The 21,226-nt window shown below is 60.7% G+C and carries 21 protein-coding genes; 9 read left to right on the forward strand and 12 right to left on the reverse strand.

Annotated elements, in window-relative coordinates; translation table 11 throughout:
- Positions 1–434 precede the first annotated feature (434 nt).
- The 6 genes from EPD59_RS00600 to EPD59_RS00625 form a co-directional block, all read right to left on the reverse strand.
- Complete coding sequence (locus EPD59_RS00600; protein WP_133271098.1) at positions 435–3,515, reverse strand: efflux RND transporter permease subunit; 3,081 nt, start codon at positions 3,513–3,515, stop codon at positions 435–437.
- A gap of 98 nt (positions 3,516–3,613) precedes the next feature.
- Positions 3,614–4,831, reverse strand: a complete 1,218-nt coding sequence (locus EPD59_RS00605; protein ID WP_133271099.1) for an efflux RND transporter periplasmic adaptor subunit — start codon at positions 4,829–4,831, stop codon at positions 3,614–3,616.
- A 19-nt stretch (positions 4,832–4,850) separates the two neighbouring features.
- Positions 4,851–6,272, reverse strand: coding sequence for a TolC family protein (locus EPD59_RS00610; protein ID WP_133271100.1), 1,422 nt, complete (start codon positions 6,270–6,272; stop codon positions 4,851–4,853).
- Positions 6,273–6,496: 224 nt separating this feature from the next.
- Entirely contained in the window at positions 6,497–7,165 is a 669-nt protein-coding gene (locus tag EPD59_RS00615; RefSeq protein ID WP_133271101.1) for a lipid-A-disaccharide synthase N-terminal domain-containing protein, read from the reverse strand.
- A 233-nt stretch (positions 7,166–7,398) separates the two neighbouring features.
- Positions 7,399–8,652: a sensor histidine kinase gene (locus EPD59_RS00620; protein WP_133271102.1), complete on the reverse strand. Its 1,254-nt coding sequence runs from the start codon at positions 8,650–8,652 to the stop codon at positions 7,399–7,401.
- Positions 8,649–9,326 carry a response regulator transcription factor gene (locus tag EPD59_RS00625; protein ID WP_133271103.1) on the reverse strand — a complete coding sequence of 226 codons (678 nt, stop codon included), beginning with the start codon at positions 9,324–9,326 and terminating at the stop codon, positions 8,649–8,651. Before EPD59_RS00625 ends, EPD59_RS00620 begins: the two co-directional genes overlap by 4 nt.
- A gap of 185 nt (positions 9,327–9,511) precedes the next feature.
- Here EPD59_RS00625 and EPD59_RS00630 point away from each other — a divergent pair, with 185 nt between their 5' ends.
- The 3 genes from EPD59_RS00630 to EPD59_RS00640 all read left to right on the forward strand — a co-directional run bounded on the left by EPD59_RS00630 (position 9,512) and on the right by EPD59_RS00640 (position 12,219).
- Positions 9,512–10,444, forward strand: coding sequence for an NAD-dependent epimerase/dehydratase family protein (locus EPD59_RS00630; protein ID WP_317128343.1), 933 nt, complete (start codon positions 9,512–9,514; stop codon positions 10,442–10,444).
- A gap of 171 nt (positions 10,445–10,615) precedes the next feature.
- Complete coding sequence (locus tag EPD59_RS00635; RefSeq protein ID WP_133271104.1) at positions 10,616–11,680, forward strand: ArnT family glycosyltransferase; 1,065 nt, start codon at positions 10,616–10,618, stop codon at positions 11,678–11,680.
- A gap of 11 nt (positions 11,681–11,691) precedes the next feature.
- A complete protein-coding gene (locus EPD59_RS00640) occupies positions 11,692–12,219 on the forward strand; it encodes a hypothetical protein (protein WP_133271105.1) in 528 nt (175 codons plus the stop codon).
- A gap of 23 nt (positions 12,220–12,242) precedes the next feature.
- Here EPD59_RS00640 and EPD59_RS00645 read toward each other — a convergent pair whose 3' ends face one another.
- Positions 12,243–13,340, reverse strand: a complete 1,098-nt coding sequence (locus EPD59_RS00645; protein ID WP_133271106.1) for a DUF6268 family outer membrane beta-barrel protein — start codon at positions 13,338–13,340, stop codon at positions 12,243–12,245.
- 128 nt (positions 13,341–13,468) lie between these two features.
- Entirely contained in the window at positions 13,469–13,804 is a 336-nt protein-coding gene (locus tag EPD59_RS00650) for a hypothetical protein (RefSeq protein ID WP_133271107.1), read from the reverse strand.
- A 554-nt stretch (positions 13,805–14,358) separates the two neighbouring features.
- Here EPD59_RS00650 and EPD59_RS00655 point away from each other — a divergent pair.
- The 6 genes from EPD59_RS00655 to EPD59_RS00680 all read left to right on the forward strand — a co-directional run bounded on the left by EPD59_RS00655 (position 14,359) and on the right by EPD59_RS00680 (position 18,220).
- On the forward strand, positions 14,359–14,571 hold the full coding sequence (locus EPD59_RS00655) for a hypothetical protein (protein WP_133271108.1): 213 nt from the start codon (positions 14,359–14,361) through the stop codon (positions 14,569–14,571).
- Between the two features lie 539 nt (positions 14,572–15,110).
- Positions 15,111–15,758 carry a hypothetical protein gene (locus tag EPD59_RS00660; RefSeq protein ID WP_133271109.1) on the forward strand — a complete coding sequence of 216 codons (648 nt, stop codon included), beginning with the start codon at positions 15,111–15,113 and terminating at the stop codon, positions 15,756–15,758.
- Complete coding sequence (locus tag EPD59_RS00665) at positions 15,759–16,199, forward strand: hypothetical protein (protein WP_133271110.1); 441 nt, start codon at positions 15,759–15,761, stop codon at positions 16,197–16,199.
- Positions 16,199–16,729: a sensor histidine kinase gene (locus EPD59_RS00670; RefSeq protein WP_165963423.1), complete on the forward strand. Its 531-nt coding sequence runs from the start codon at positions 16,199–16,201 to the stop codon at positions 16,727–16,729. The genes EPD59_RS00665 and EPD59_RS00670 overlap by 1 nt, the downstream gene beginning before the upstream one ends.
- 243 nt (positions 16,730–16,972) lie before the next feature.
- Complete coding sequence (locus EPD59_RS00675) at positions 16,973–17,509, forward strand: GNAT family N-acetyltransferase (protein WP_133271112.1); 537 nt, start codon at positions 16,973–16,975, stop codon at positions 17,507–17,509.
- A gap of 435 nt (positions 17,510–17,944) precedes the next feature.
- On the forward strand, positions 17,945–18,220 hold the full coding sequence (locus EPD59_RS00680) for a hypothetical protein (protein ID WP_133271113.1): 276 nt from the start codon (positions 17,945–17,947) through the stop codon (positions 18,218–18,220).
- A 35-nt stretch (positions 18,221–18,255) separates the two neighbouring features.
- Here the strand turns inward: EPD59_RS00680 and EPD59_RS00685 are convergent, their stop codons facing one another.
- The 4 genes from EPD59_RS00685 to EPD59_RS00700 all read right to left on the reverse strand — a co-directional run bounded on the left by EPD59_RS00685 (position 18,256) and on the right by EPD59_RS00700 (position 20,986).
- Complete coding sequence (locus EPD59_RS00685) at positions 18,256–18,660, reverse strand: hypothetical protein (protein WP_133271114.1); 405 nt, start codon at positions 18,658–18,660, stop codon at positions 18,256–18,258.
- Between the two features lie 140 nt (positions 18,661–18,800).
- A complete protein-coding gene (locus EPD59_RS00690; protein ID WP_133271115.1) occupies positions 18,801–19,466 on the reverse strand; it encodes a hypothetical protein in 666 nt (221 codons plus the stop codon).
- 45 nt (positions 19,467–19,511) lie between these two features.
- Entirely contained in the window at positions 19,512–19,754 is a 243-nt protein-coding gene (locus EPD59_RS00695; RefSeq protein ID WP_133271116.1) for a hypothetical protein, read from the reverse strand.
- 242 nt (positions 19,755–19,996) lie between these two features.
- On the reverse strand, positions 19,997–20,986 hold the full coding sequence (locus tag EPD59_RS00700) for an IS110 family RNA-guided transposase (protein ID WP_133271117.1): 990 nt from the start codon (positions 20,984–20,986) through the stop codon (positions 19,997–19,999).
- Positions 20,987–21,226 lie beyond the last annotated feature (240 nt).

A 21,226-nucleotide genomic window follows, 5' to 3' on the forward strand; every position in this document is an offset into this window, starting at 1 on the left:
GACCAGCGCAATGGCGGACACGAGTAGCTTGTTCTTACAGCAGGAAGCAGGTTAGTAATGCCTGTTTCCCGGTAATTAGGAGGGCTTAGTGACGCAGATATACGGAAGCATTCTGTAGTAATTCTGAAGGCTAGGGGAGTGGCCCGCGCCGGGCCAGTCAGCAGGTGCGGATAGCACTCCCCTGGCAGTTAAAAGCCTAAACGTAGCGGTCAAAGAGCCGGTGCATCCCTTTCACCCCCAGCTTGGCGCCAACCTCGCCGGCCAGCACGTCGGAGGGAAAGGGCACGACCCGGGTAGAGGCCACCACTGGAAAAGCTATTCGGTGATTCCCAAAGCGATGGGTGCCTGGAAGGCCGGGCTTGAAACAAAGCATCTCATATCCACCGTTGGCTCGTAGAACCGCGTGTGTCCTACCCGAATCTCTATTTTGTGCATTAGCTAGCTTCCTTAGCCCCTTTCGCGCGCCCGAAGGCCCAGTATAAGGCTGGCATACCCAGCAGGTTCAGCACCGTGGAGGTAATAACGCCCCCCAGAATTACCACCGCCATCGGGTGCTCAATTTCTGCGCCCGGCTCGTTGCCCGCCAGGATGATGGGCAGCAGGGCCAGCACCGAGGTCAGGGCCGTCATGATAATGGGCGACACCCGTTCCAGAGAGCCACGGATGACTAACTCTCGGCTAAAGGGCATTCCTTCTTCCCGCTCCAAATGCTGGTAGTGGCTCACGAGCATGATGCTGTTGCGGGCCGCTACGCCCAGCACCGTAATAAAGCCCACAATGGAGCCGAGCGAGAGCACGCCGCCCGTCAGAAATGCCGCCAGCAAACAGCCTGACACGGCAAAAAACAAGCTCAGGATGCCCAGGGTGGCCAGCCGAACGGTGCCGAAGTCGGTGTAGAGCACCAAAAAGATGCCGATGAGCGAGAGGCACACCAGCAGGGCCATGCGGTTTTGGGAGGCCTGCCGTTCGGCGTACTCGCCCAGAATTTCCGGGTGGTAGCCGTTGCCGAAGGCCACGCCATCGACCTGCGCCTGCACGTCGCGGGCCACCGAGCCCAGGTCCCGGCCGCGCACGTTCAGCGTGACGTCGATGCGGCGGGAGGACGCCTCGCGGGTGATTTCGTTGGGCGTGGGCACAATGCGCACGTCGGCCACCTCCTTAAGCGGCACGGCCCCGCCGCCGGGCAGGCCGATGAGCAGCTCGCGCACGGCCCCGAAGTCGGAGCGCACCGCCGGCTGGCCCCACACGGCCACGTCGAAAATCTTCTGCTCCTGGTAGATCTCGCCCACCTTGCGGCCCTTCACCAGCGTGCTGATGGCCTGCAGCACCGTGCCGGGGCTCAGGCCAAAGCGGGCGGCGGCTTCGGGCTTCATCTTCACCTGAATCTGGGGCACGAGGGTTTGCTGCTGCACTTTCAGGTCGACTACGCCCTCCACGCCTTCGAGCTTACTGCCCACTTCCTTGGCCTTGGCATAGAGCTGGTCGAGGTCGGGGCCAAATATGCGGACGACGATGGTAGCCGAGGTACCCGTCAGCACCTCCTTGATTCGTTCGCGCAGGTAGGTCAGCAGGTCGCGGTAGAGGCCGGGGTAGCCGTCCACCACTTCCTGGATTTTGGCCACGGTGCCTTCGTAGTCCACCTTGGGGTCCACGGAAATCCAGAGCTCCGTGAAATTGGGTCCTACGACCTCATCCGCTACTTCGGCCCGGCCGATGTGGGCGCCGAAGTTGCGCACGCCGGGGATGGCGCGCAGCTCCTTGCTGGCCCGCACCGTGATGCGCGACATGGCCTGCAGCGAGGTGCCGGGCTTCTCCACCCAGTGCATCAGAAAGTCGTATTCCTTGAAGTTGGGCAGGAACTCCTGCCCGAAAAACGGGACCAGCAGCATCGACACCACCGCCACGCCGGTCAGCGACCAGGCCACGCGCTTGGGCCGGGCCAGCAGGCCGGGCAGCACGCGGGCGTAGCGGCGCTTGAGCCAGGCCACGACGGGCGCATCCTTGGATTCTTTTTCCGCGGCTTTGGGCAGGAGTAGCAGCGCCAGTGCCGGCGTCAGCGTCAGGGCCACGAACAGCGAGGCCAAAATGGCCAGCACGTAGGCAAAGGCCAGCGGCTGGAAAAACGCGCCCGACAAGCCCGGCAGCAGGAAAATGGGCAGCAGGACCAGCGCCACGATAACCGAGCCATAGATAACGGCCGAGCGCACCTCCATCGAAGCTTCGTAGACCACGGCAAAGGATGTTTTGGGGGAGCCGGCCTCCTTGTTGAGCCGCAACCGGCGCATGATGTTTTCCACGTCGATGATGGCATCGTCGACCACCTCGCCCAGGGCGATGATGAGGCCGGCCAGCACCATGGTGTCGATGGTTTTGCCGGAGTAGCGCAAGGCCAGCGCCGCCGCGATGAGGGACGTGGGCAGCGCCAGGGCGCTAATCAGGGCCGTGCGCCACTCGTAGAGGAAGAACAGCAGCACCAGCACCACCAGCACGCAGCCGATGAGCAGCGACTTGTTCAGGTTGCTGAGCGACATCTCAATAAAGGTCGCGGGCCGGAAGATGGTCGAGTCGATTTCCAGCCCCTTCAACCCTGGCCGCATGGCATTGAGCGCGGCTTCCACCTGGCGCGTCACGTCCAGGGTATTCGCGCCGGGCTGCTTTTCCACGATGAGTAGCAGGCCCGGCCCATCGTTAATCACGGCGTCGCCGATGGGCGCGGGGAAGCCTTCGACCACCTGCGCCACTTCGCCCAGCTTCAAACTCACGCCGTTGCGGAAGGTTACCGGCATCTGGGCTAGGTCGGCGGCGGTCTGGATGGCCGAGCTTTGCGAGACGGCCAGGCGCTGGTTGGGCGAATCGATGAAGCCGCCGCCGGCCAGCGTGGTGGCATCGGCCGCGGCCTTTTCCACTTCGACCAGGGTGAGGCCCAGGGTGCGCAGCTGCTCGGGGTTCACCAGTACCTGTAATTGCCGGTCGCGCTGCCCCCAGATGGCCACGTTGGCCACGCCGGGCACGGCCATCAGGCGCGGGCGGATGCTCCAGCGGGCCAGCGTGGTCATCTCCACCTGCGTGAGGCTGTCCGACGACACGCCAATCTTCAGCACCCGGCTGGTAGAGGATAAGGGCGAGAGCATGACCGGCGGGCGGGCCACGCCAGGCAAGGTAGGTGCTACCCGCGCCAGTCGTTCCTGTACCGCCTGCCGGGCGTTGTTGATGTCGATGCCCTGCGGGAAATACAAGACTACCGACGAGAGCCCCAGCACCGACTTCGACCGGATTTTCTTCACCTCGGGCGTGCCGTTCAGGGCGTTTTCCAGGGGCACGCTCACCAGGGCTTCCACCTCGGCCGTGCTTAGGCCCGGCGCTTCGGTCTGCACCTCCACGTAGGGCGGCGCAAACTCCGGGAACACGTCCAGGGGCGTGTTGCGCACCACCTGCAGGCCGGCCACCAGCAAGACGCCAAACAAGATGACGACCACCAGCCGCAGCCGCAGTGCCGATTCGATTATCCACTTCATAAGTCTAGGCTAAAGGGCTGAGCAGCGAGATGGGCGAAGGGGAAAAAACTCCACTGAAGCTTTTACCCACGCCGCCATTCGCGCACGCAACCACAGGGTTAATGGCTGCCGCCAAATTCGGTTCCGAACAACTCCGCCGCGCCGTCGGTCACAACCTCCGCGCCGGCTTTTACGCCCCGCGAGATGACGATTTGGTCCCCCACCGCCCGCTGCACTTCCACCCGCTGGCGGGTGTACTGCCGGGGCTTGGTGCGCACGTACACCCACTGCCCGCCCGAGGCGTCGTAGAGCAGCGCCGCCGCCGGAATGGTCAGCGCCGGCGTACTGGCCGCCGCTCCCGCAGCGCCGTTCGTGGCGCCGCCGGCCGCGTTGCCCAGCCTCACGTCCACGGCCACCCGCTCGCCGGGCCGGAACGCCTCGTCGGAGTTGTCAATTTCGTAAAACACGTCGGCCGTGGCCGTCCCGGCCGTGCCCCCGAGGGTGGGCGCTTCCACCGGCCGGGCCTGGCGGGGGGCACCCCCGTTCAGGGGCCGCACGGTCACGGATTGCTCCTTGCCCAGCCGGCGCAGGTCGCCCACAAACAGCGGCACGCGTACCCAAACCTTCGTAAGGGACGCTAACTCCACTAATACCGTGTTGGCTGTTACCACTGAGCCAGGCGCTACTGTCACGCGCTGCACCACCCCGCTCAGGGGCGCTTTGATCGGCAAGGCTTGTCCACCACCAACTCTACCGTTCAGCGCGCTCTGGCGGGCGCGGGCATCGGCCAGGGCCCGTTGGGCCAAGGCCACGTCGGCGCGGGCATCGTCGCGGGCGCGCACGCTGCCGGCGCGGTCGGCCAGCAGCTCCTCGGCCCGCTGCAGGCGGGCCTGGGCTACCTGTAGCTGCGTGCGGGCCTGATCCGTGCCCTGGTCCAGGGTGAGCAGGTCGCGCTCGGCGGGCAGCGGCACCAGCTGGTAGAGGGTCTGACCCTGCCGCACGCGCTGGCCGGCCGTGATCGTGGCACCCCCGCGCAGCGTGCCCTGCACGGGCGCCACGATGGTAACGGCCTGGCCCGGCACGGCTTGAATCTCGCCGCCTACCTCGCGGGTGGCCTGCACGTTATCCGTTTTGATGGCCACGGTTTTAATGCCCAGCCGCTGTTCCGCCTGCTCGGTGATGGTCACGGTGGTCAGGTCCGATTCCTTGACCGGGTTGGCGATCTCGGAAGGGCTGACATGCTTAACGGCTTCTTCTTTGACACAAGCAGTGACTAGGCCGAGCAGGCCAGCCAGCGCCACGGCGCGGGAAGCAACAAAAAGAGGGAATACGGGCATAGGAGAGGACAATTAGAGATTAAAACCGGCCGCCCACGGCGTAGCGTAGCCGGGCCAGGGCGCGGCGCTGGTCGGCGCGGGCGTCGGCGACGCGCTGACGAGCGTCGAGCAATTGGCGGGTGGTTTCAGCCACCTGCACGTAGGGAAAGTCGCCGTTGATGAAGGCGCTGGTCGAGCGGCGCAGCGCGTCCTGCAGGCTGGGCAGGTAGCTGCGCTCCCACAGGGCTACGCTCTGCGCAGCCTGCTCGTACTGGGCATAGGCTTCACGCACGTCCAGGTTCACGGTCTGGCGCAAGGCCAGGTACTGCCAGGAAGCCTGCTCCAGTTCGGCTTTCACCCGGGAGATGCGGCCTTGGTTGCGGTTAAAAATGGGCAGACCGATGGCCGCGCCCGGCCCTAGGTGCACCGGATTGGGGTCGTTGAGGCGGGCGTTGAGCGAGAGCACGAAGGAAAACACCCGGCTCCGCTCCCACCGCAGCCGCTTGCCGATGCCCTCAATACCGATGCGGGCGGCCCACAGGTCGGGCCGGGCGGCGTAGGCCGAATCCAGCAGCACGGGCAGTGGTGGCACCGTGGTAGCCGCCGCAGGGGCCGCAGTGAACCGCACGGAGTCGGCATTTACCGAATCCAGCCCCAAGGTGGCCAGCAGACGCAGGCGAGCCACTTGGGCGTCGCGGCGGGCGCGGTAGTAATCATCCACCGCGCGCAAGGAGTCGGCGCTGGGGGCCACGGTTTCCAGCTCGCTGGCTTCGCCCACGCGGTAGCGAGCGCGCACAATGCGCGCCACTTCGGCCCGCATGGCAATGGCCTCGCGGGCGATGCGTAGCCGCTCATCGGCCAGGGTGATGTCAGTGTACGATACCTGCGCGTCGCGGCTCACCAGCAGGCCGCGGGACACCAGGCTTTCGGCCACGCGCTGGGTTTCCAGCTGGGCGGCCCGGACCCGGCCGGGGCGCTGCCAGAGCAGATCGGAGGCGAAGTTCAACGCCAGGGACGCGGGCGAGGTGCCAAAGGCCGTCACGCCGCTGAGCACGGGGTTGGCCAGCAGGCCCGCGTCCTGCAGGTCAGCCTGCGCCAGAGCCAGCGCACTTAGGTCGGCCTGAAAGGCGGGGTTGCGCGTCAGGGCCAGGTTCACGGTTTCGTCCTCGCTCAGGCCGTCCTGCAGGTTGGGCAGCGCAGGAGCCGGGGCGCGGGCCGTGCGGGCCGCGCCCAGCTCGTAGCCGGCCCGGGCCCGCAGGCGCTGGGCCACGTGCTCACGGGTGTAGGTGGACTTGGTGCCGGCGCAGCCCGTCAGCAGCAGGGGCAGCGCCAACAGCCAGAGGCCGCGCCAGCGGGGTGAGGTAACCAGGGGAACAGGGGTTTGATTCAGGGAGGTAACGGTCACGGCAACGGGTAGTGGGGCATCGGAAAAAGAACGTGCAACGGCTGCATCGCGGGGCATGAAATAGGACTACTAATGAAGGTGGCAGGTTAGAATTAATTTTAATGCCATTTTAATCTCAGTGAAGTAGCACTATAGGCAGAGGTAGTGGATGCAGGAAGCGGCAGTACGCACAAGGTTAGGCGGCGTTTCTGAAGCAAATCTGTAGGGGCCCTAGAGGCATCTTAAACACCGCTTTAACCCGAAAAAAAGCCTGAACAATCGCACCCTCATTGCCTCGTTCGTCATTGCTCTATTTCCTCCACCCGCAGCCCTTTGATCTCCCGACGCAGCAGCACCACGTTGCGGGCATACACCACGATGCCCGGTACATTACCCAAAATCAGCACGTAATCCACGGGGCGGCGCAGCACGGCATAGGCCAGAATCAGGGCGGAGCCAATCAGGCTGACCAGCCAGAAGCCCAGGGGCAGCACCGACTCGCCCTTGCGCTCGGAGTACAGCCACTGGTAGACGAAGCGCAGCAGAAAGATGGTCTGGCCCACGGCCCCTAGCACCAGCACCCCGCCCGGAATCCGGTTTTCGAGCATGGTGCGCAGACTAAAAAACGAGGTGCCGACCACAAACCAGCCAATAGCTGCTAAGGGAAACGTGTAAGCGCCCGCCCGAAAAGCGCCGTGGAGCTTGCCCCACTCGCCTAGCAGCTGCAGGTTGCGAATGTAAATGCCGTAGCTGATCAGTTGAGCCGCCAGAATAATGGGGTCGTGGCGCAGCATGCCGTACAGGATCATCAGCAACGATGAGATCAAGCTGATTTGCCAGAACCGCACCGGCACGAGCACGCGCTTGGCCCGCTCGCTCTCAATCCACTGCAGAATAATGCGGCTCGAAAACAGCAGCTGCGCCATAAACCCGAGGCCCAAGGCAGCGGTTTGGGTGCTCACTAGCGCCATTGGTCAAGGCATTTAGTAGCCCGATCAGCAACCGGTAGCAGAGGGAGAGTAAGCCAGGGGGTAAGGGATGCTAGACGTCGGCGTAAAAAAAACATTGTTTAATTTTTTATAGTGCGGGCGAAATCAGGGCGGCAAAACGCCTCAGGTTTCGGTTTCACGCGCTACGCCTGCGCACCGGCCCCGCCGCCCGGACCCAACCCTTGGACCCAACCCCGGTTGATTCGCTTAGCAGCTTAAAAAACAACGCGTAGTGTGTGCAGGGCCTGCTCGGGGGCGTACGCATAGTGAATGTCAAAACCGTATAACTCGCCGATGCGCTGCACAATAGAGAGGCCCAGTCCCGGCGAATCGGAGGCCATATTATGCTTGCGAAAGCGCTCGAAAAATTGCGCCGGCTGCTCCTTTGCGGGTAAAGCCGGACCCGTGTTGGTTATTTCCAACTCCGTAGCCGTGAGCAGAACGCGCAGCAGCCCGCCCTCATGATTGTGGCGGATGGCATTGTGTAGCAGGTTGCTGACCAAGGAATCGACCAGAGCGGGGTGGAGCGGAAGCGCTGGCACGGGGGTTAGCGATACTTCCAAGCGCAGGCGCTTGGCCTGAATAAAATCTTCCAGTTGGTGCAGTTTCTCGCGCAGCACCTCCTCCAAACGGATGGGCTCGGCAGCGATGAATTGCCGATTTTCAATTTTGCTCAACAGCGTCAGGCTCTGGTGCAGCCGGGTGAGCCGCTGGGTCGCCGTGTACAGGTCACTAATCAGGGGCGCCGCGGCGGGCGGTAAATCCGGGAGTTGGAGCAGCTGCTCGAGTTTGGCTTGCATGATGGCCAGCGGCGTCCGCGTTTCGTGGGCCGCGTTCTCGGTGAACTCTTTGAGCATGGTGTAGTCGTTGGCCACGCGCTGGCTCATGCTGGTAAGCGCGCGGTTGAGCTGCGTGAATTCCTCGATGCGGGTATCGGGCAGGTGCAGAACCTGGTGGTGCCGCACGTCATAGCCTTGCAGTTGGTGCAGGGTGCGCTCAAACGGGGCCCAGAGGCGGCGGGCCAGCCAACGGTTCAGCACCACCATCCCGCCCAGCAACGAACCCAGCACGCCCAGTAACAACTGCAGGATAAGCCGCCGCACATCCTTGGTTTCCAGCAAGGATTTACTCAGGGACACCCACTGGGGGCGGCCCTCCAGGGGTAGGACAAAGGTCAGTTGCCGGTAGGGCTCCAGCTCATTTTCCAGGGGCTCGAGGAGCAGTACGTCGCGCAGACCCACTGGCTGGGGCGTGGCGCTGAGGCTCGTGCGCCCTTCAAAGGGCGTATTGGGCAACTTACCGGTACGCTGCACGGCCCGCGTGAGGTACTCCCGCTGCTGAAACAAGCGCTCTTCTACTTCTTCCCGCAGCGCCCACAGCACACCCACGTACAGCAGCACGCTGCCGATCGTGAACAGCAAGCCCGCCAGCAAAAGGTAATAGCGGTTGGTAGCGGCCAGTAATTTCATTCGACGCTCAGCTTGTAACCCATTCCGTAAATGGTGCGGATATAATCGCCCGCCCCTTTTTCCTGCAGCTTTTTGCGCAGGTTCTTCAGGTGCGTATAGATAAAATCAAACGAGTCGGCCGCGTCCGCCGCGTCGCCCCAGACGTGCTCGGCAATTGATTCCTTCGTCAGGACGCGACCGGGGTGGGCGAGTAGGTACAGTAACAGGTCGTATTCTTTCCGCGTCAGGGCCACGGGCTCACCCTTAACCAGTACCTGGCCCTGGTCGGGGAAAACGGTTAATTCCTGAAACAGGATGTGGCGGTTGCCCTGAAAGTTGCGGCGCCGGATAATAGCTCGGAGGCGGGCGCTGAGCTCGGACAGGTGAAAGGGCTTGGCCAAATAGTCATCGGCTCCCAGCTCCAAGCCCAGAACTTTATCATCCAAGGCATCGCGGGCGGATACGACCAGCACGCCGGCGGGGGAGCTATCGGCTTTGAGCGTGCGCAGTAAGTTCAGGCCGTTGCCGTCGGGCAGCGTTAGGTCGAGCAGCACGCAGTCGTACTGGTAGAGCTTGATCTTTTCGTGGGCCTGCGCGTAGTTGGCTGCCAGCTCAATCACGTACCCGTCCTGGCGCAGGTAGTCGGCCAGGGAAGTGCGCAGGGTGGGCTCATCTTCCACAATCAGAATTTTCACAATAGCAGGGCTTAGGGGAAAGGCGAAAAGTAGCGAACGAATCTGAAGACTTTCTGAACCCACTGCTCTACTGCCTCCGGATACATTCTCTTGGTGGCCTAGCTACAGATATTCTTCAGAATCGGCCGTCACCTTCGCCCCCTCATTGCCGGTGTTAGTTTTTAGTCGAGTATCCCTCTTTGCTTATGCCTTCGGTTTTGGTTACGGGTTGCGCCGGCTTTATTGGTTCTCACCTGTGTGAGCGGCTGTTGGCCGACGGCTATCAGGTTGTGGGCCTGGACAACTTTGATCCGTTTTATGCCCGCTCCCTGAAAGAGGCGAACCTGGGGGGCTTTTTGGCGCATCCCCGGTTTCGCTTCCACGAGCTGGACCTACGCGCCGGCCCTGACGCGTTGACCCACGCACTGGGCCAGACGACCGTAGAGGTGGTGGTGCACCTGGCGGCCAAAGCTGGTGTGGGCCCCTCGGTGCGCGAGCCAGCCGCTTACCTGGAGAACAACGTGCTGGGCACTACCCACCTGCTGGAATGGATGCGGCTGCAGGGGATCGGTAAGCTGTTTTTTGCGTCCTCGTCCTCCGTGTACGGCAATTCGCCCCAGCGGCCCTTTCGGGAGGATCAGTCGTTACTGCAGGCGTGTATCTCCCCCTACGCGGCTTCCAAGCTGGCCGGCGAGCAGCTGACCTATACCTACCACCACCTCTACGGGCTGAGCGTCATGAACGCCCGCTTCTTTACCGTCTTTGGCCCCCGCCAACGGCCCGATCTGGCCATCCACAAGTTTGTGCGCCTGCTGCGGGCGGGTGAGCCAATACCCGTATTCGGCGACGGCACCACCGCCCGCGACTACACCTATGTGCTGGATACCGTCGATGGCGTGGCCAAAGGCGTCGCGTACTTACTGTCCCAACCAGCAGGCTTTCACACCGTGAACCTAGGGAACAGCCACCCTGTGAGCCTGCTAGCGCTAATTCAAGCCGTGGGCGATGCGGTCGGCATTGCCCCCAGCTGGAGTTTCAGCCCATGCAGGCCGGCGACGTGGAGGTCACCTACGCCGACATCAGCAAGGCCCAACAGCTACTGGGATATGCCCCCCAGACTTCCCTGGCCGAAGGCCTGAAGCAGTTTATAGAGTGGGTGACCAGATGAAACGCGCAAGACTTCTACTCCCTCCGCGACCGCGCGGCGCTGTCCGTGACGTCCGTTTTCTGTTCGTAATTTCTGCTTTCCTGCGCCCAGTTCGCTGGCTTCCCCCCTGGTCCTGCTGGTCGTGTGTTTGTTCAGTTGCTTTATGCACCTGGGGGCCCCCGAGGCCAGCCTGATGGAAGCACGCAATTTCACGGCCGCCCGCGAAATTGCGGCCGGCGGCTCCTGGCTGTTACCGACCATGAACGGCGAGCTGCGGGTGGCCAAGCCCCCGCTGCCGACCTGGGCCGTAGCAGCGGTGATGCGCGTGACGGGACCGACGGAGAACCTCGGGGTACTGCGGCTGCCGGCGGCGCTAATGGCTACCCTGCTGGTGTTTTTCTTCTGGCGGCTCGCTCAGGAGCTCACCGCCGACTTGCCCGGCGAAGTGGAAGCGCCGGGCCGCACCGCCTGGCTCGCGGCGCTGGTCCTGGCCAGTAGCCTGCTGCTGCTCACGGTCGGCCGTGATGGACAGTGGGATATCTTCTCTAACAGCTTCTTGGTCGGGGCCTTATGGGGGCTCGTGCGGGGCTGGCGGCAGCGCGGCAGCGGCTACGGCTGGTTTGCGCTGGGGGGCTTATTCCTGGGGTTGAGTATCCTGAGTAAAGGACCCGTGGCGCTGTATAGCCTGCTGCTCCCCTTTCTGGGCTGCTTTCTCTCGCCCCTATCTCCCTGGCGGGCCACGGTCCGTACCCACTGGCGCGGGGGGCTCGTAGCGGCGGGCGTAGGGCTAGTGATGGGCGCAGCGTGGCCTTGGTATGTACTCTACCACGTGGCACCCGAGGCGCTGCGCGTCGCCCAACTAGAGGTGGCGGCGTGGTCGGATCGCCACGTCAAGTCCCTTTGGTACTATGGGCAGCTGCCGGTGTTCACAGGCGTCTGGGTGATCGTGGCCCTGGCCGCGCTCGTGGTGCCCTATAGCCGGCCCCGCCTTCAGCGCTATGTGCCCGTGGCGTTCACGCTGGCTTGGCTCATTACCGCGTTGGTGTTGCTAAGCGTAGTGCCCGAAAAGAAAACGCGGTACATGCTGCCCCTGCTGCCGCCGCTGGTGTTGCTGATGGGGGGCTTCTCCGGTCTTGGGAGGTCCTGTTTCGCGAGCGGGTCGTGCCCCGAGCTGACCGTTTGGTGCTCAGAAGTTGGGCGGGCTTGCTGGCGTTGGTGTGCGGGCTGATACCCGCGGCCATGGCGTTCTTCCCGCTACCTGGCTTCGACGGGCACAGTGTCCGCTTCTGGGTCGCCGTGCCCGCGTTCGGGATGCTGGGGGCCCTGGCGCTATTCTATGGCTTCCGCCGCCCCCACCCGGGCCGATTAAGTGGAATCTCCGTCACGCTGCTCGCGCTGGTGGTCACCCTGCTTATGCCCGCTTATCCGGTGTGGGAATGGCGGGACAAGGCCGGCCTGCGGCGCTTACCGCAGGTGCGCCAGCATCCCGGCCTGCAACAGCTGCCCTGGTATAGCCTTGATGAGGTGCACATCAAGCAGGTGTGGCAGGCGGGGCGCTCCATTCCCCAGTTACAGCCGGAGTGGCGGGCCGTTCCCCACCACCCGATCGTCGTGTTTTCGCTCTCGCCGGTCGCCCCCCAGCTGCCGCTTTTCTGGCAACGGCAGGTGCACGTGCAACTAGTAGACAGTTTCTACACGGGCCGGTCCCGCGAAGCGGGGCGCTGGCTGGTGTCCCTTGTCCGGCCCAACGCGAACCCTCCCCATTAGGTAACTTACGGTGCCTGCGGGGGCTATTGGCTGGTCGTTTTCTGCAAGAACTTACGCGGGGGCACCAAGAATATTTCCACGCTGGCATACGGGGCGCCGCCCAGCGTATTGTCAATAATACGCGGACGCGGGCTACCGCGCAACAGGCTTAGGCCTTCATTCCCCTCTTCATCCAGGGCGTTGAACGAGGCATTGTAGCGGTAACCGGCTTCCAGGCCTACCCACACGAAATCATAGATTTCCCGCTCCAGCCGCACCCGGGGCTTGAGCTCGGTCTGGCGCAGAATCAGGGTCTGCAGGCCATTCTGCAGCGGTTCGCGCAGCTTAATATTATAGTTATAGCCGTCCACGGTATACCCCGCGAACAGCAGGGTGGTGGGCGACAGGTTGTAGCGCACCGACACACGAGCCGGAAACAGCGACTCCACGCCCCATCGGTTGTTCCACGTCCGATTGTACAAGATAACGGGGTAGATGCTCTGACGCCCAAACGTGTAGCCAAGCTGCGCGCCCACGCCCCAGGCGAAGGTAGGCGACCGTTTCCAGCCGTAAATAAACTCACCCGACACCTTTAGATAGTCCGGCACCGACAGCTCGCCGGAGGTATAGTCGCCATTCAACTCGCCCTTCACCCGCGCGATGTACCAATGGACCTGGTCGACCGGCCGAATAGCGGCCAGCTGGGCTCCCAGCACCTTCAAGCCTTTATCTTCGAGGTCGCGGTAAAACGTGGAGGCATTAGGGCTCTTAAATTGAAACTCCTCCCGGTCGTAGTTCACGCCCAGAATCAGCTTGAGATGCGGGTGGTTGATCAGGGGCGCATAGGCCTTGATAAAGGCGCGGGCATTTTTCGTGACGGTGGTCGTCGCCCGGGCTTCGGGGTTCTGGTCCCGCAGCTTCGTGCTAATAGAGAAGTTGCTGAGCCGTTCGTAGTGCGCCACGACGCCCTTGCTCGGGCCGCTGCCCAAGACCGAAGGCACCGCGAATTCCTGGCTTTGCCCGACCTGGTTGGCCGCCGCCGTATCGGTGGCGAGGGGAGCAGGAGGCGGGTACACCGGGGTGCGCGGCGGCTGGACTTGCGCGCCCGCAGGCAGACTTAGTAGGCAGACAAGGCTGATCACAGCAAGTTGCCCGCAGCGAACAGGAAGAGCAAGGGGTCGCATAGCCGGGAAAAAGGGGTTAGAAGAAAAGCTAGGGTGGGCTGTGTTGAGCCCAGCCCAGCCAAATAGGTTCTACGCGGGTGTGCGGGTTAGTGGTCGACCACTAACCCGCTAGCTCGGGTGAAGGAATAGGCGCGTGTTTCGCCCCTGGGGCTGGTTAGGTGCAGCCGGAAGAAGCGCTTGTTGCCGGTTTCTACCAAGCGCAGCTGCCGGACCTGATACGATGGATACTGGTGCTGCTGCGCATCCCACAACGCTGGCGGAACGTCGAGGTCCTCTACTTCCAGTTCCGTTTCTGCGATCACGCCGCCGCGCGTCACCTGGCTCCGCATCGGAATCGTCCGCCAGCGAAAAGTGGCGGTCAGACCCGTTGGCGTCGTCTGCCAGTGCAGCTTCTCCAGCGGCCCCTGGAACCGTTGATGCAAGGCCTGTTGCGCAGCTTTCGGCACGAGGACGGATGCTGAGGTGGGTGACTGCCGGTGGGTTGAGGGCGGGTCCGCGTCGCACCCTGCCAACCCCGCCGCGAAACTGATTAGTCCCCAGGCGAGGCCCGTGGTACAACAAGAAAGCTTCTGCAAAACAAGGAATTGTTAAGTAAGCATGGGGTGCGCCAGCGCGCTAAGGAGCTGCCATAGTACCCTTCAATTCTGTCGTAAATCTGTGCTTCGGCGTCCAAAAGCCGCAGTAGATCTTTTTTCCATGTTGAACGGCTACCAGCAGTCCGGTCGTTGCGGGCGCCGTCCTTTTAGAAGCCGTGAATGTGGCAGCCACGGCCGGCTTCCAGGGGGCCGCACGGGCGTCCGCATCCACCCCGATGCTGCCTAAGCCGCAGTAACACCGCTCATCCGGGGCCCACTGCTTTCGTTAAGGTACTCAGGTAGGTAGCTGTAGCTGACCCTAACAATCCTAAAATTAGGTAGACTACGTATAGGAGGCTCATGCGTAGTGCTCCTTTCTGTTCGATGATCTGCTTACTTGGATGGTAACTCAACAAGCCTCCGTCTTAGCGCTACTTGGCATTGGGGCCGCTATTGTCGTGATCAACCGCCTGCTTTATCGGGGGCACACCCCGCCCCGCCAGTGCTGCAAGCCAGGCGAAAGCCAGCAACCCTGCCCCCAGCCGCCGTTGACCCTCCCCCACCAGCAGCTTCCCTTTCCCTTGATGCGGTCCGGCAATCTGATACCGACGTAAGGGCACCAGTGCCCTAGACTTGGGCGCTACGCCCGCAGATCCGGTCGCTAAGGGTTGGCATAAGTCTGGCGCTAGACAAGGATAAGGTCCGATAAGCCGGCCTTATCAGTACGGACTGTTGACGCTGCACAGGTGTGCAACGAGCGTTCAACAACTGTTCAGCCTCCCGTATAGGGACCGAAAAGACCCTGTGGCTGTTGCAAAAGTCGGTCAGTGGGCGGAAACCAGGTTATTCGTGCCTCCATACGCCACCAGTTAGGGGCGCTACCAAGCCTTTTCGCCTCTTACTAGTGATTGATGCGACCGAGTAGATTCACTAGAGGGGGTTTTGCAACAGTCACGGCCATTACGTTAACTACGATTCCCAGAATCCAGACGGCTTGCTGCTGGAAGTTCCTTCTTGCTTTCGTCTAGTCGAAGGGAATCATTAATTAGGAAGCGTCTATGCTTCGTTCTCCTCGGCTGTCGCGTATAGCCACTGGGAAGGCCGAGATCCCGGCTGTACCTTTGCCTCGCTTCGCTCTTTCGTGCCTCTGCTTATGCTCCCTGCCCCCTGGTTGACAGCTGATCCCTCCGCTCCTTTCGACCTGCTGCAAACGGTGCTGGACGTCTCGCTCACGGGCATCGGTGTGCTACGCCCCATTTATGACACCACCAGCGAACTGGTCGACTTCACGATTGAGTACCTCAATCCCCCTGCCCAGCGCATGATGGGCCTGCCGGAGCAGCCGGGAGGGCGGCTGCTCACCCATTTTCCGCATACCCTCGCCGCCGGCATTTTCGACTACTACCGGCGCGCGTACCAAGACGGGGCCCCCGACCGGCACCAAGTCAACTACCAAGCGGACGGCCTCGACAACTACTTCCACATTGTGGCCCAGCGCAGCGGCGAGCGGCTGGTGGTCAGCTTTACCGATACCAGCGACCAAGACCGGAGCCAGGTCGAGCAGGCCTTGCGCGAGAGCCAGGCCCGGGAGCAGGCGGCCCGCGCCGAAGCCGAGGCCCAGCGGCAGCGCCTGCACGACATTCTGATGCAGATGCCGGCGCAAGTGGCCCTCAACCGGGGGCCCGACCACGTGTACGCCCTCGTTAACCCGCGCTACCAGCAGCAGTTTCCCGCGCGCGTGGTGCAGGGCCAGCCCGTGCGCCAGGCCCTGCCGGAGCTGGCCGGGCAGCAGTTTTTTTAGTTGCTCGACCAGGTGTACCAGACCGGCGAGCCGTTCTACGGCCGCGCCATGCCCGCCGCCGTGGATTATGCCAACGCCGGCCAGCCGGAAGTACGCTACTTCGACGTGTTCTTTCAGGCCCTGCGCGACGCCCAGGGCCGCATCGACGGCGTCCTGAACTTCGCCTACGACGTGAGCGAGCAGGTGGAGGCCCGCCAGCAGGTGCAGGCCCTGAACGAGGAGCTGGCCGTGGCCAACCAGGCGCTGCAGGCCCGCAACGCGGAATTGCGGAACAGCAACCAGCAACTGCTGCGCACCAACATGGACCTGGACAACTTCGTCTACACGGCCTCCCATGACCTGAAGGCCCCATCGCCAACCTCGAAGGCCTGCTCACCTCCCTGCGCCAGGAGCTGCCCGCCCCGGCCGAAGGCAGCGCCGTGGCCGTCCTATTGGAGCTGATGCAGGACTCCATCGCGCGCTTCACCCATACCCTGGCTTTGCTCACCGACATCACCAAGCTGCAGGATTCCTTCCGTGAAACGGCGGCCCCCGTCGCCGTGGCCCCGCTCATTGAAGCCGTGCGCCTGGACCTAGCTAGCCTGCAGCAGCAGGTGGGCGGCCAGCTGCGGGTGGACGTGGCGGCCACGCCCACCATCACGTTCGCGGAGAAAAACCTGCGTTCCGTCCTGTATAACCTGCTCAGCAATGCCTTCAAGTACCATGACCCCACCCGGCCCGCCCAGGTCACGGTCCGCAGCCGGGTGGAAACCGAGTACGTGGTGTTAGAAGTGCAGGACAATGGCCTGGGCCTGGATTTGAGCGGCGAGTACCAGTTGTTTGGCTTATTCCGCCGCTACCACACCCACGTGGAAGGCTCGGGCGTGGGCCTGCACATGGTCAAGAAGCTGGTGGAAAACGGGGGCGGCAAAATCGAAGTCGCCAGCATGCTGGGCCAGGGCTCGACCTTTTCCATCTACTTCCCGCGCTAACCGGCGGTCGGCCACCCCATGCCGTTCCCGGCCGGGCCCTGCTGGCCGGCTATTGCTCCGCGACGACCTGACGACCCTATTTTAGGACCGATACGACCCTTTATTCTTATCGGTCCTTATGTAGCCATCTTTACAACTTGTAGCAGGTCGTTTGCAGTACCTAAAAGCGCTTGCACCTCCTCGAAACCACCATTTTGCTTTCCCTCACGATCGATTCCCCCAAAAGCGCTTAGTTAGGAAAAAATGACGGGCAAAAGGTTTACACCGTTTCCAGTGTTGAAAACCGGACGGCTGACATTGCGGCAACTCAGACGCAGCGATGACCAGGAAATATTGGCTTTGCGTTCGAACGAGCACGTGAACAAATACCTGGACAGGCGACCCAGCAAATCAATTGACGAGGCCAGGACCTTCATCCACACCATTAACGAAAATGTCCAACGCGACGATTTAATTTATTGGGCTATTACGCTGAGCGGGGCTGACAACGTAATGGGAACGGTCTGCTTGTTTAACTTTTCGGACAACGCTTCGAAGGCAGAAATTGGGTATGAATTATTACCGGACTGTCAGGGAAAAGGGTTTATGCACGAAGCGATTGCAGCGGTAATTCACTTTGGGTTTCAACAGGTCGGACTACAGGCAATAGAAGCCTATACCCACTTCGAAAACCACCGTTCTACCAGCGTTTTGGAGAAATTCCATTTTAAGAGCGACCGTGCGGCCGCCGAAAACGTCACGCTGTTCAACTTGACCCATAATGGCTGGAAGAAAGAATAACGGACCGCCAATCATGTAGTTGTAAGACCCGGTGCGCCACCGCCACCCCCTGGCCTCCACCGCTTACTGTAATTTTCCCACATGTTCTATGCGGACCCTCCTGTCCGTGAACGCCTGGCAGTTGGCCGGCACCAAGTGCCAGCCGGCCGCTGTAGGGCCAGGGGAGTGTACGAAACTCGTCTGCGAATCCACGTGTACGAAGTACTCCGAAAAAACGAGTTTCGTAAACGCCCCTATGGGAGCCTAGTCCCCGCCAAAGTACCACGGTTTGAGGCCAGAGACAACAGGGCCAAAACCGCACTTATTCTAAGACAGCTCTTATAACCTATCTTATGTTAAGAAAGGATTCCGCGAAACCCGCCAAGCTGACAGATGCGCCTTTTCTGCCTTTTGTCTAACTAGCGTACCTTTCACAAATGCAACCCAAGCGCCATTATGGGACTAGACATTTACTGGCAGGCAGGACAAAAGAAACAATACCTCGGTAGCTTGGCAATTGATACTCCCTTGGAGGACTTACTCTATGCGTATGGGCAAACCACGGGTATTCCGGTTGATCCCTATGGCAAGGCCCGCTTATACCTTACCCAGTGGCAAAAGTTAATCGAGATGGCCCAGCAACGGGGCTACCCAACTAACGCGTTGCAGGAGATACAAGCGGGCGTATCATCTCCGGAAACAGAAGGGTTTTTGATTCTGCTGGGCGATTGAGTTAACGCAGAAGATGAACTAACGCTTTTGCTTAATTATACTTCGCGAATACAGAGGTAACGGTCCCCTGGCGAATGCCCTTCAAAATAGGCTACTTTGCCCGCGATGAAGGAGATAAGCGTCGTGGAGCTATCCCCTACGATCGTGTCCAGCGCTTCGCTGATTGTCATCGTTTGCTCATGCAACGGTGCGTAAGCCGACAGCACATAACAGGTGGTCAGCTTATACCGGGCAAGGGCTTGGTTTACGAAAGCAATATCCTGCTGCTTGCTTCCTTTGGCTAGTTTGACGCAGTAGCGCTCATCGAATTCTCGGGGTAAGGCATCCATCCCCCGAAGCAAGTTATCACTCGGCTTGGCCCGGTTCACCTGGTCCAACCATTGCTTCTTGGAATGCTTGTTCAGAAAGGATTCCAGGAACAGGTAAAGGTGTTGATTCATACGTAGCAAATTGCATGAAATAGTGATAGCAACCGCTGCTCTCACACCAATACAAAATTTAAGAAGTCACTTATCATAATGGCCATTATACGACGGCAAACCTATCCTCTTGATCAAACCCGTTGCGGCTCGGTACCTGGTCAATCATAGATGTAATACTGCCAGTGCGGGGCACCGGCGGAAGAGAGCGTGGACAGCTCGCCTTGCGCCCGGTGATGGTCGCTCGGGTCATAGGCCACTACTTCAAAGTTAAAGCCTAACAACACGTTCTGGGCGAAGGTGAGCTGGAAGCAGTCCGGATGCGTCTCATACGCATAACCTGCGATGCCCATCACGCCGGGACTAGGAAGCTGGGGTAAGTAGCGCGGACTTAGTTCGGTTAAGTGAACCGGATAGCGCTGGTGCTTTGCCTGGTAGGTTGCCAACGCAGCCAACAGCGGCGCACTGCGGGTGATGGCTCTGCTTCTGCTCCACGAACGAAGCACTTGGGCACTGCCGATACTATGCACGAATAGCATCACGGGTAGGGTACACACGAGCAGTGGGTAAAAGCCAAGGCGCGTGGCCTTAGCTTGCCGCCGCTGGTGCCACAGCCATAGCAAGCCGACGGGCACGAGGAGCAGGCAGGGCAAGCTTAGGAGCTGAAAAACACTAAAGAGGGCATTCGTCGCTTGGCTAAAGGCACTGGGACCGGGCAAAAACGGGGACAGGATTAGCATCGCGGTAAGCAGATGAATGACGAGCAAGCGGATGGCATCGCCTGTTGTCAGGCCGAAATGCCTTTTGTCCTGCATAACTAAGTTCATAGATGCTCTTTTTAACATAACGTTACCTTCTAAGACCGATGAAGTCTAGCGGGTTTTTCGCGGACGCATCCATAGTTGGGTAATAGAATCACCCCGGATCAGATAGAAGTTGTTGTCCTCGCCCGGGGCAGGAATGGATATAGCCTCTAATGCTACCGAATCCTGCCACAGAACCCGGATGCACTTTGCTAGAAAAGGCACCCGCGCGAATACAGTATCCAGGTTAGGCGTCTCCCGCAGTTGGGTGCGAAAAACGGAGGCATTGACCAAGGTGTCCTCGTAATCCACATTGGCTCCTCTGCGAATGTCGTTCTCTAAACTAAAAAATTCTTCTTGCCTATAGATTGCTAGACGATAGCCGGCTACTAAACCTACAAGTGCAGCACCAAGGCTACACCCAACGGCGACATAAATCGTTCTTTTCATAGTAAGATCTTGAGAGGCATAATTAGACCTTAACGAAGATCTTCCTTCGTTAAGATCGAACTTATGTTCGCAGAAATATCGCTTGACATGAACTGTGTTAAAAGTCAAGCGTTGAGGGCCAGTTTGGAGGTAAAATCAGCTTGGTAGGGCACGCCCGATTTGACGATGGCAAAGGCTTGCTTGAGCAGCTTGTTGCAGACGGCAATCAAGGCGAGTTTCTTGTTCTTGCCTTTGGCCACCAGGCGGTCAAAAAGCGCGCTACAGGCCGCGTTGGTTTTCTTGGCTGCGAAGCTGCACATGAACAGTTTGCCGCGAATCAAGCCTCCGCCCATCTTGGTGATGCGCACCTTGCCGCGAATACTCGTGCCCGAACTGTGCTCGCGCGGCGAGAGGCCCGCCATGGCAATGAGCTGGCGGTAGTTATCCAGGCGCGTAAAGCCGCCGGCAAACAAGAGCAACATGCCCGCCGTCTTGCGCCCGATGCCGGGAATGGAGCACAGCAAGGTCATTTCCGCCGCAAAACGCTGTTCCAGTAAAGTCAGCAGCTCGGTCTCCACGGCTGCTACCTGCTGGGTGAGGGCTTTCAACAACCGCTGGAGGCGCTTACAGGCCAACTTACTGATAACCGGTTGGCGCTGCAACGCTTCGAGCGAGTTGCTGACCATGGTTTTCTGTTTGAGCAGTTGCTCCGTCACCTGTTCGAGTTGGCGGCACTCCACCAGTACGGATTCCTCGGGCTGCCAGACGGTGACTGTCTGCTGTTGGCCATAGCGCAGCAGCCACTGGGCATCCTTGCGGTCAGTCTTGCCTTTGCTCAGATGCATCTGAATAAAGCGCCGGATGACCAAGGGATTGAGCACGGCGACTTGGCCACCCTGCTCATGCAGGTAATAGGCCAGGGCCAGGTTATAGGTGCCGGTGGCTTCCATCACGAACCGGCAGTGCGCTCCGCACGTCTTGATTACCTGCTGAAAGCCAGCTTTGGTGTTGGGCACCTCCAAGTGCTTGACTTGTTCACCCACTTGGTAACAGACGGCCAGCGTGGCTTTGCTCACGTCAATGCCAACGACAGAGAATAATACGTGCGAGACCATAACAAGCAGTAAGTAAGGTGGTAAGATGACGCGACAAGGACTTCTAGGGAGTCTTTTGTTATCCTGATACAGGCTCTGCGGCCTCGTGGAACTGTCCAAAGTAGCCCTAGAAAAGGGAGGGGATTGTCATGTCAAACGAGCTTGCAATAGCCCCATAATGGCGGAATCTTATTCCTCCCTTTTCCTTCTCAGCAGCCTCAAGTTAGGGCGGGTTGGCGAACATAGGATAATCGGAGTTAT

The organism is Hymenobacter radiodurans, from assembly GCF_004355185.1.
In the GTDB taxonomy this organism is placed as follows: domain Bacteria; phylum Bacteroidota; class Bacteroidia; order Cytophagales; family Hymenobacteraceae; genus Hymenobacter; species Hymenobacter radiodurans.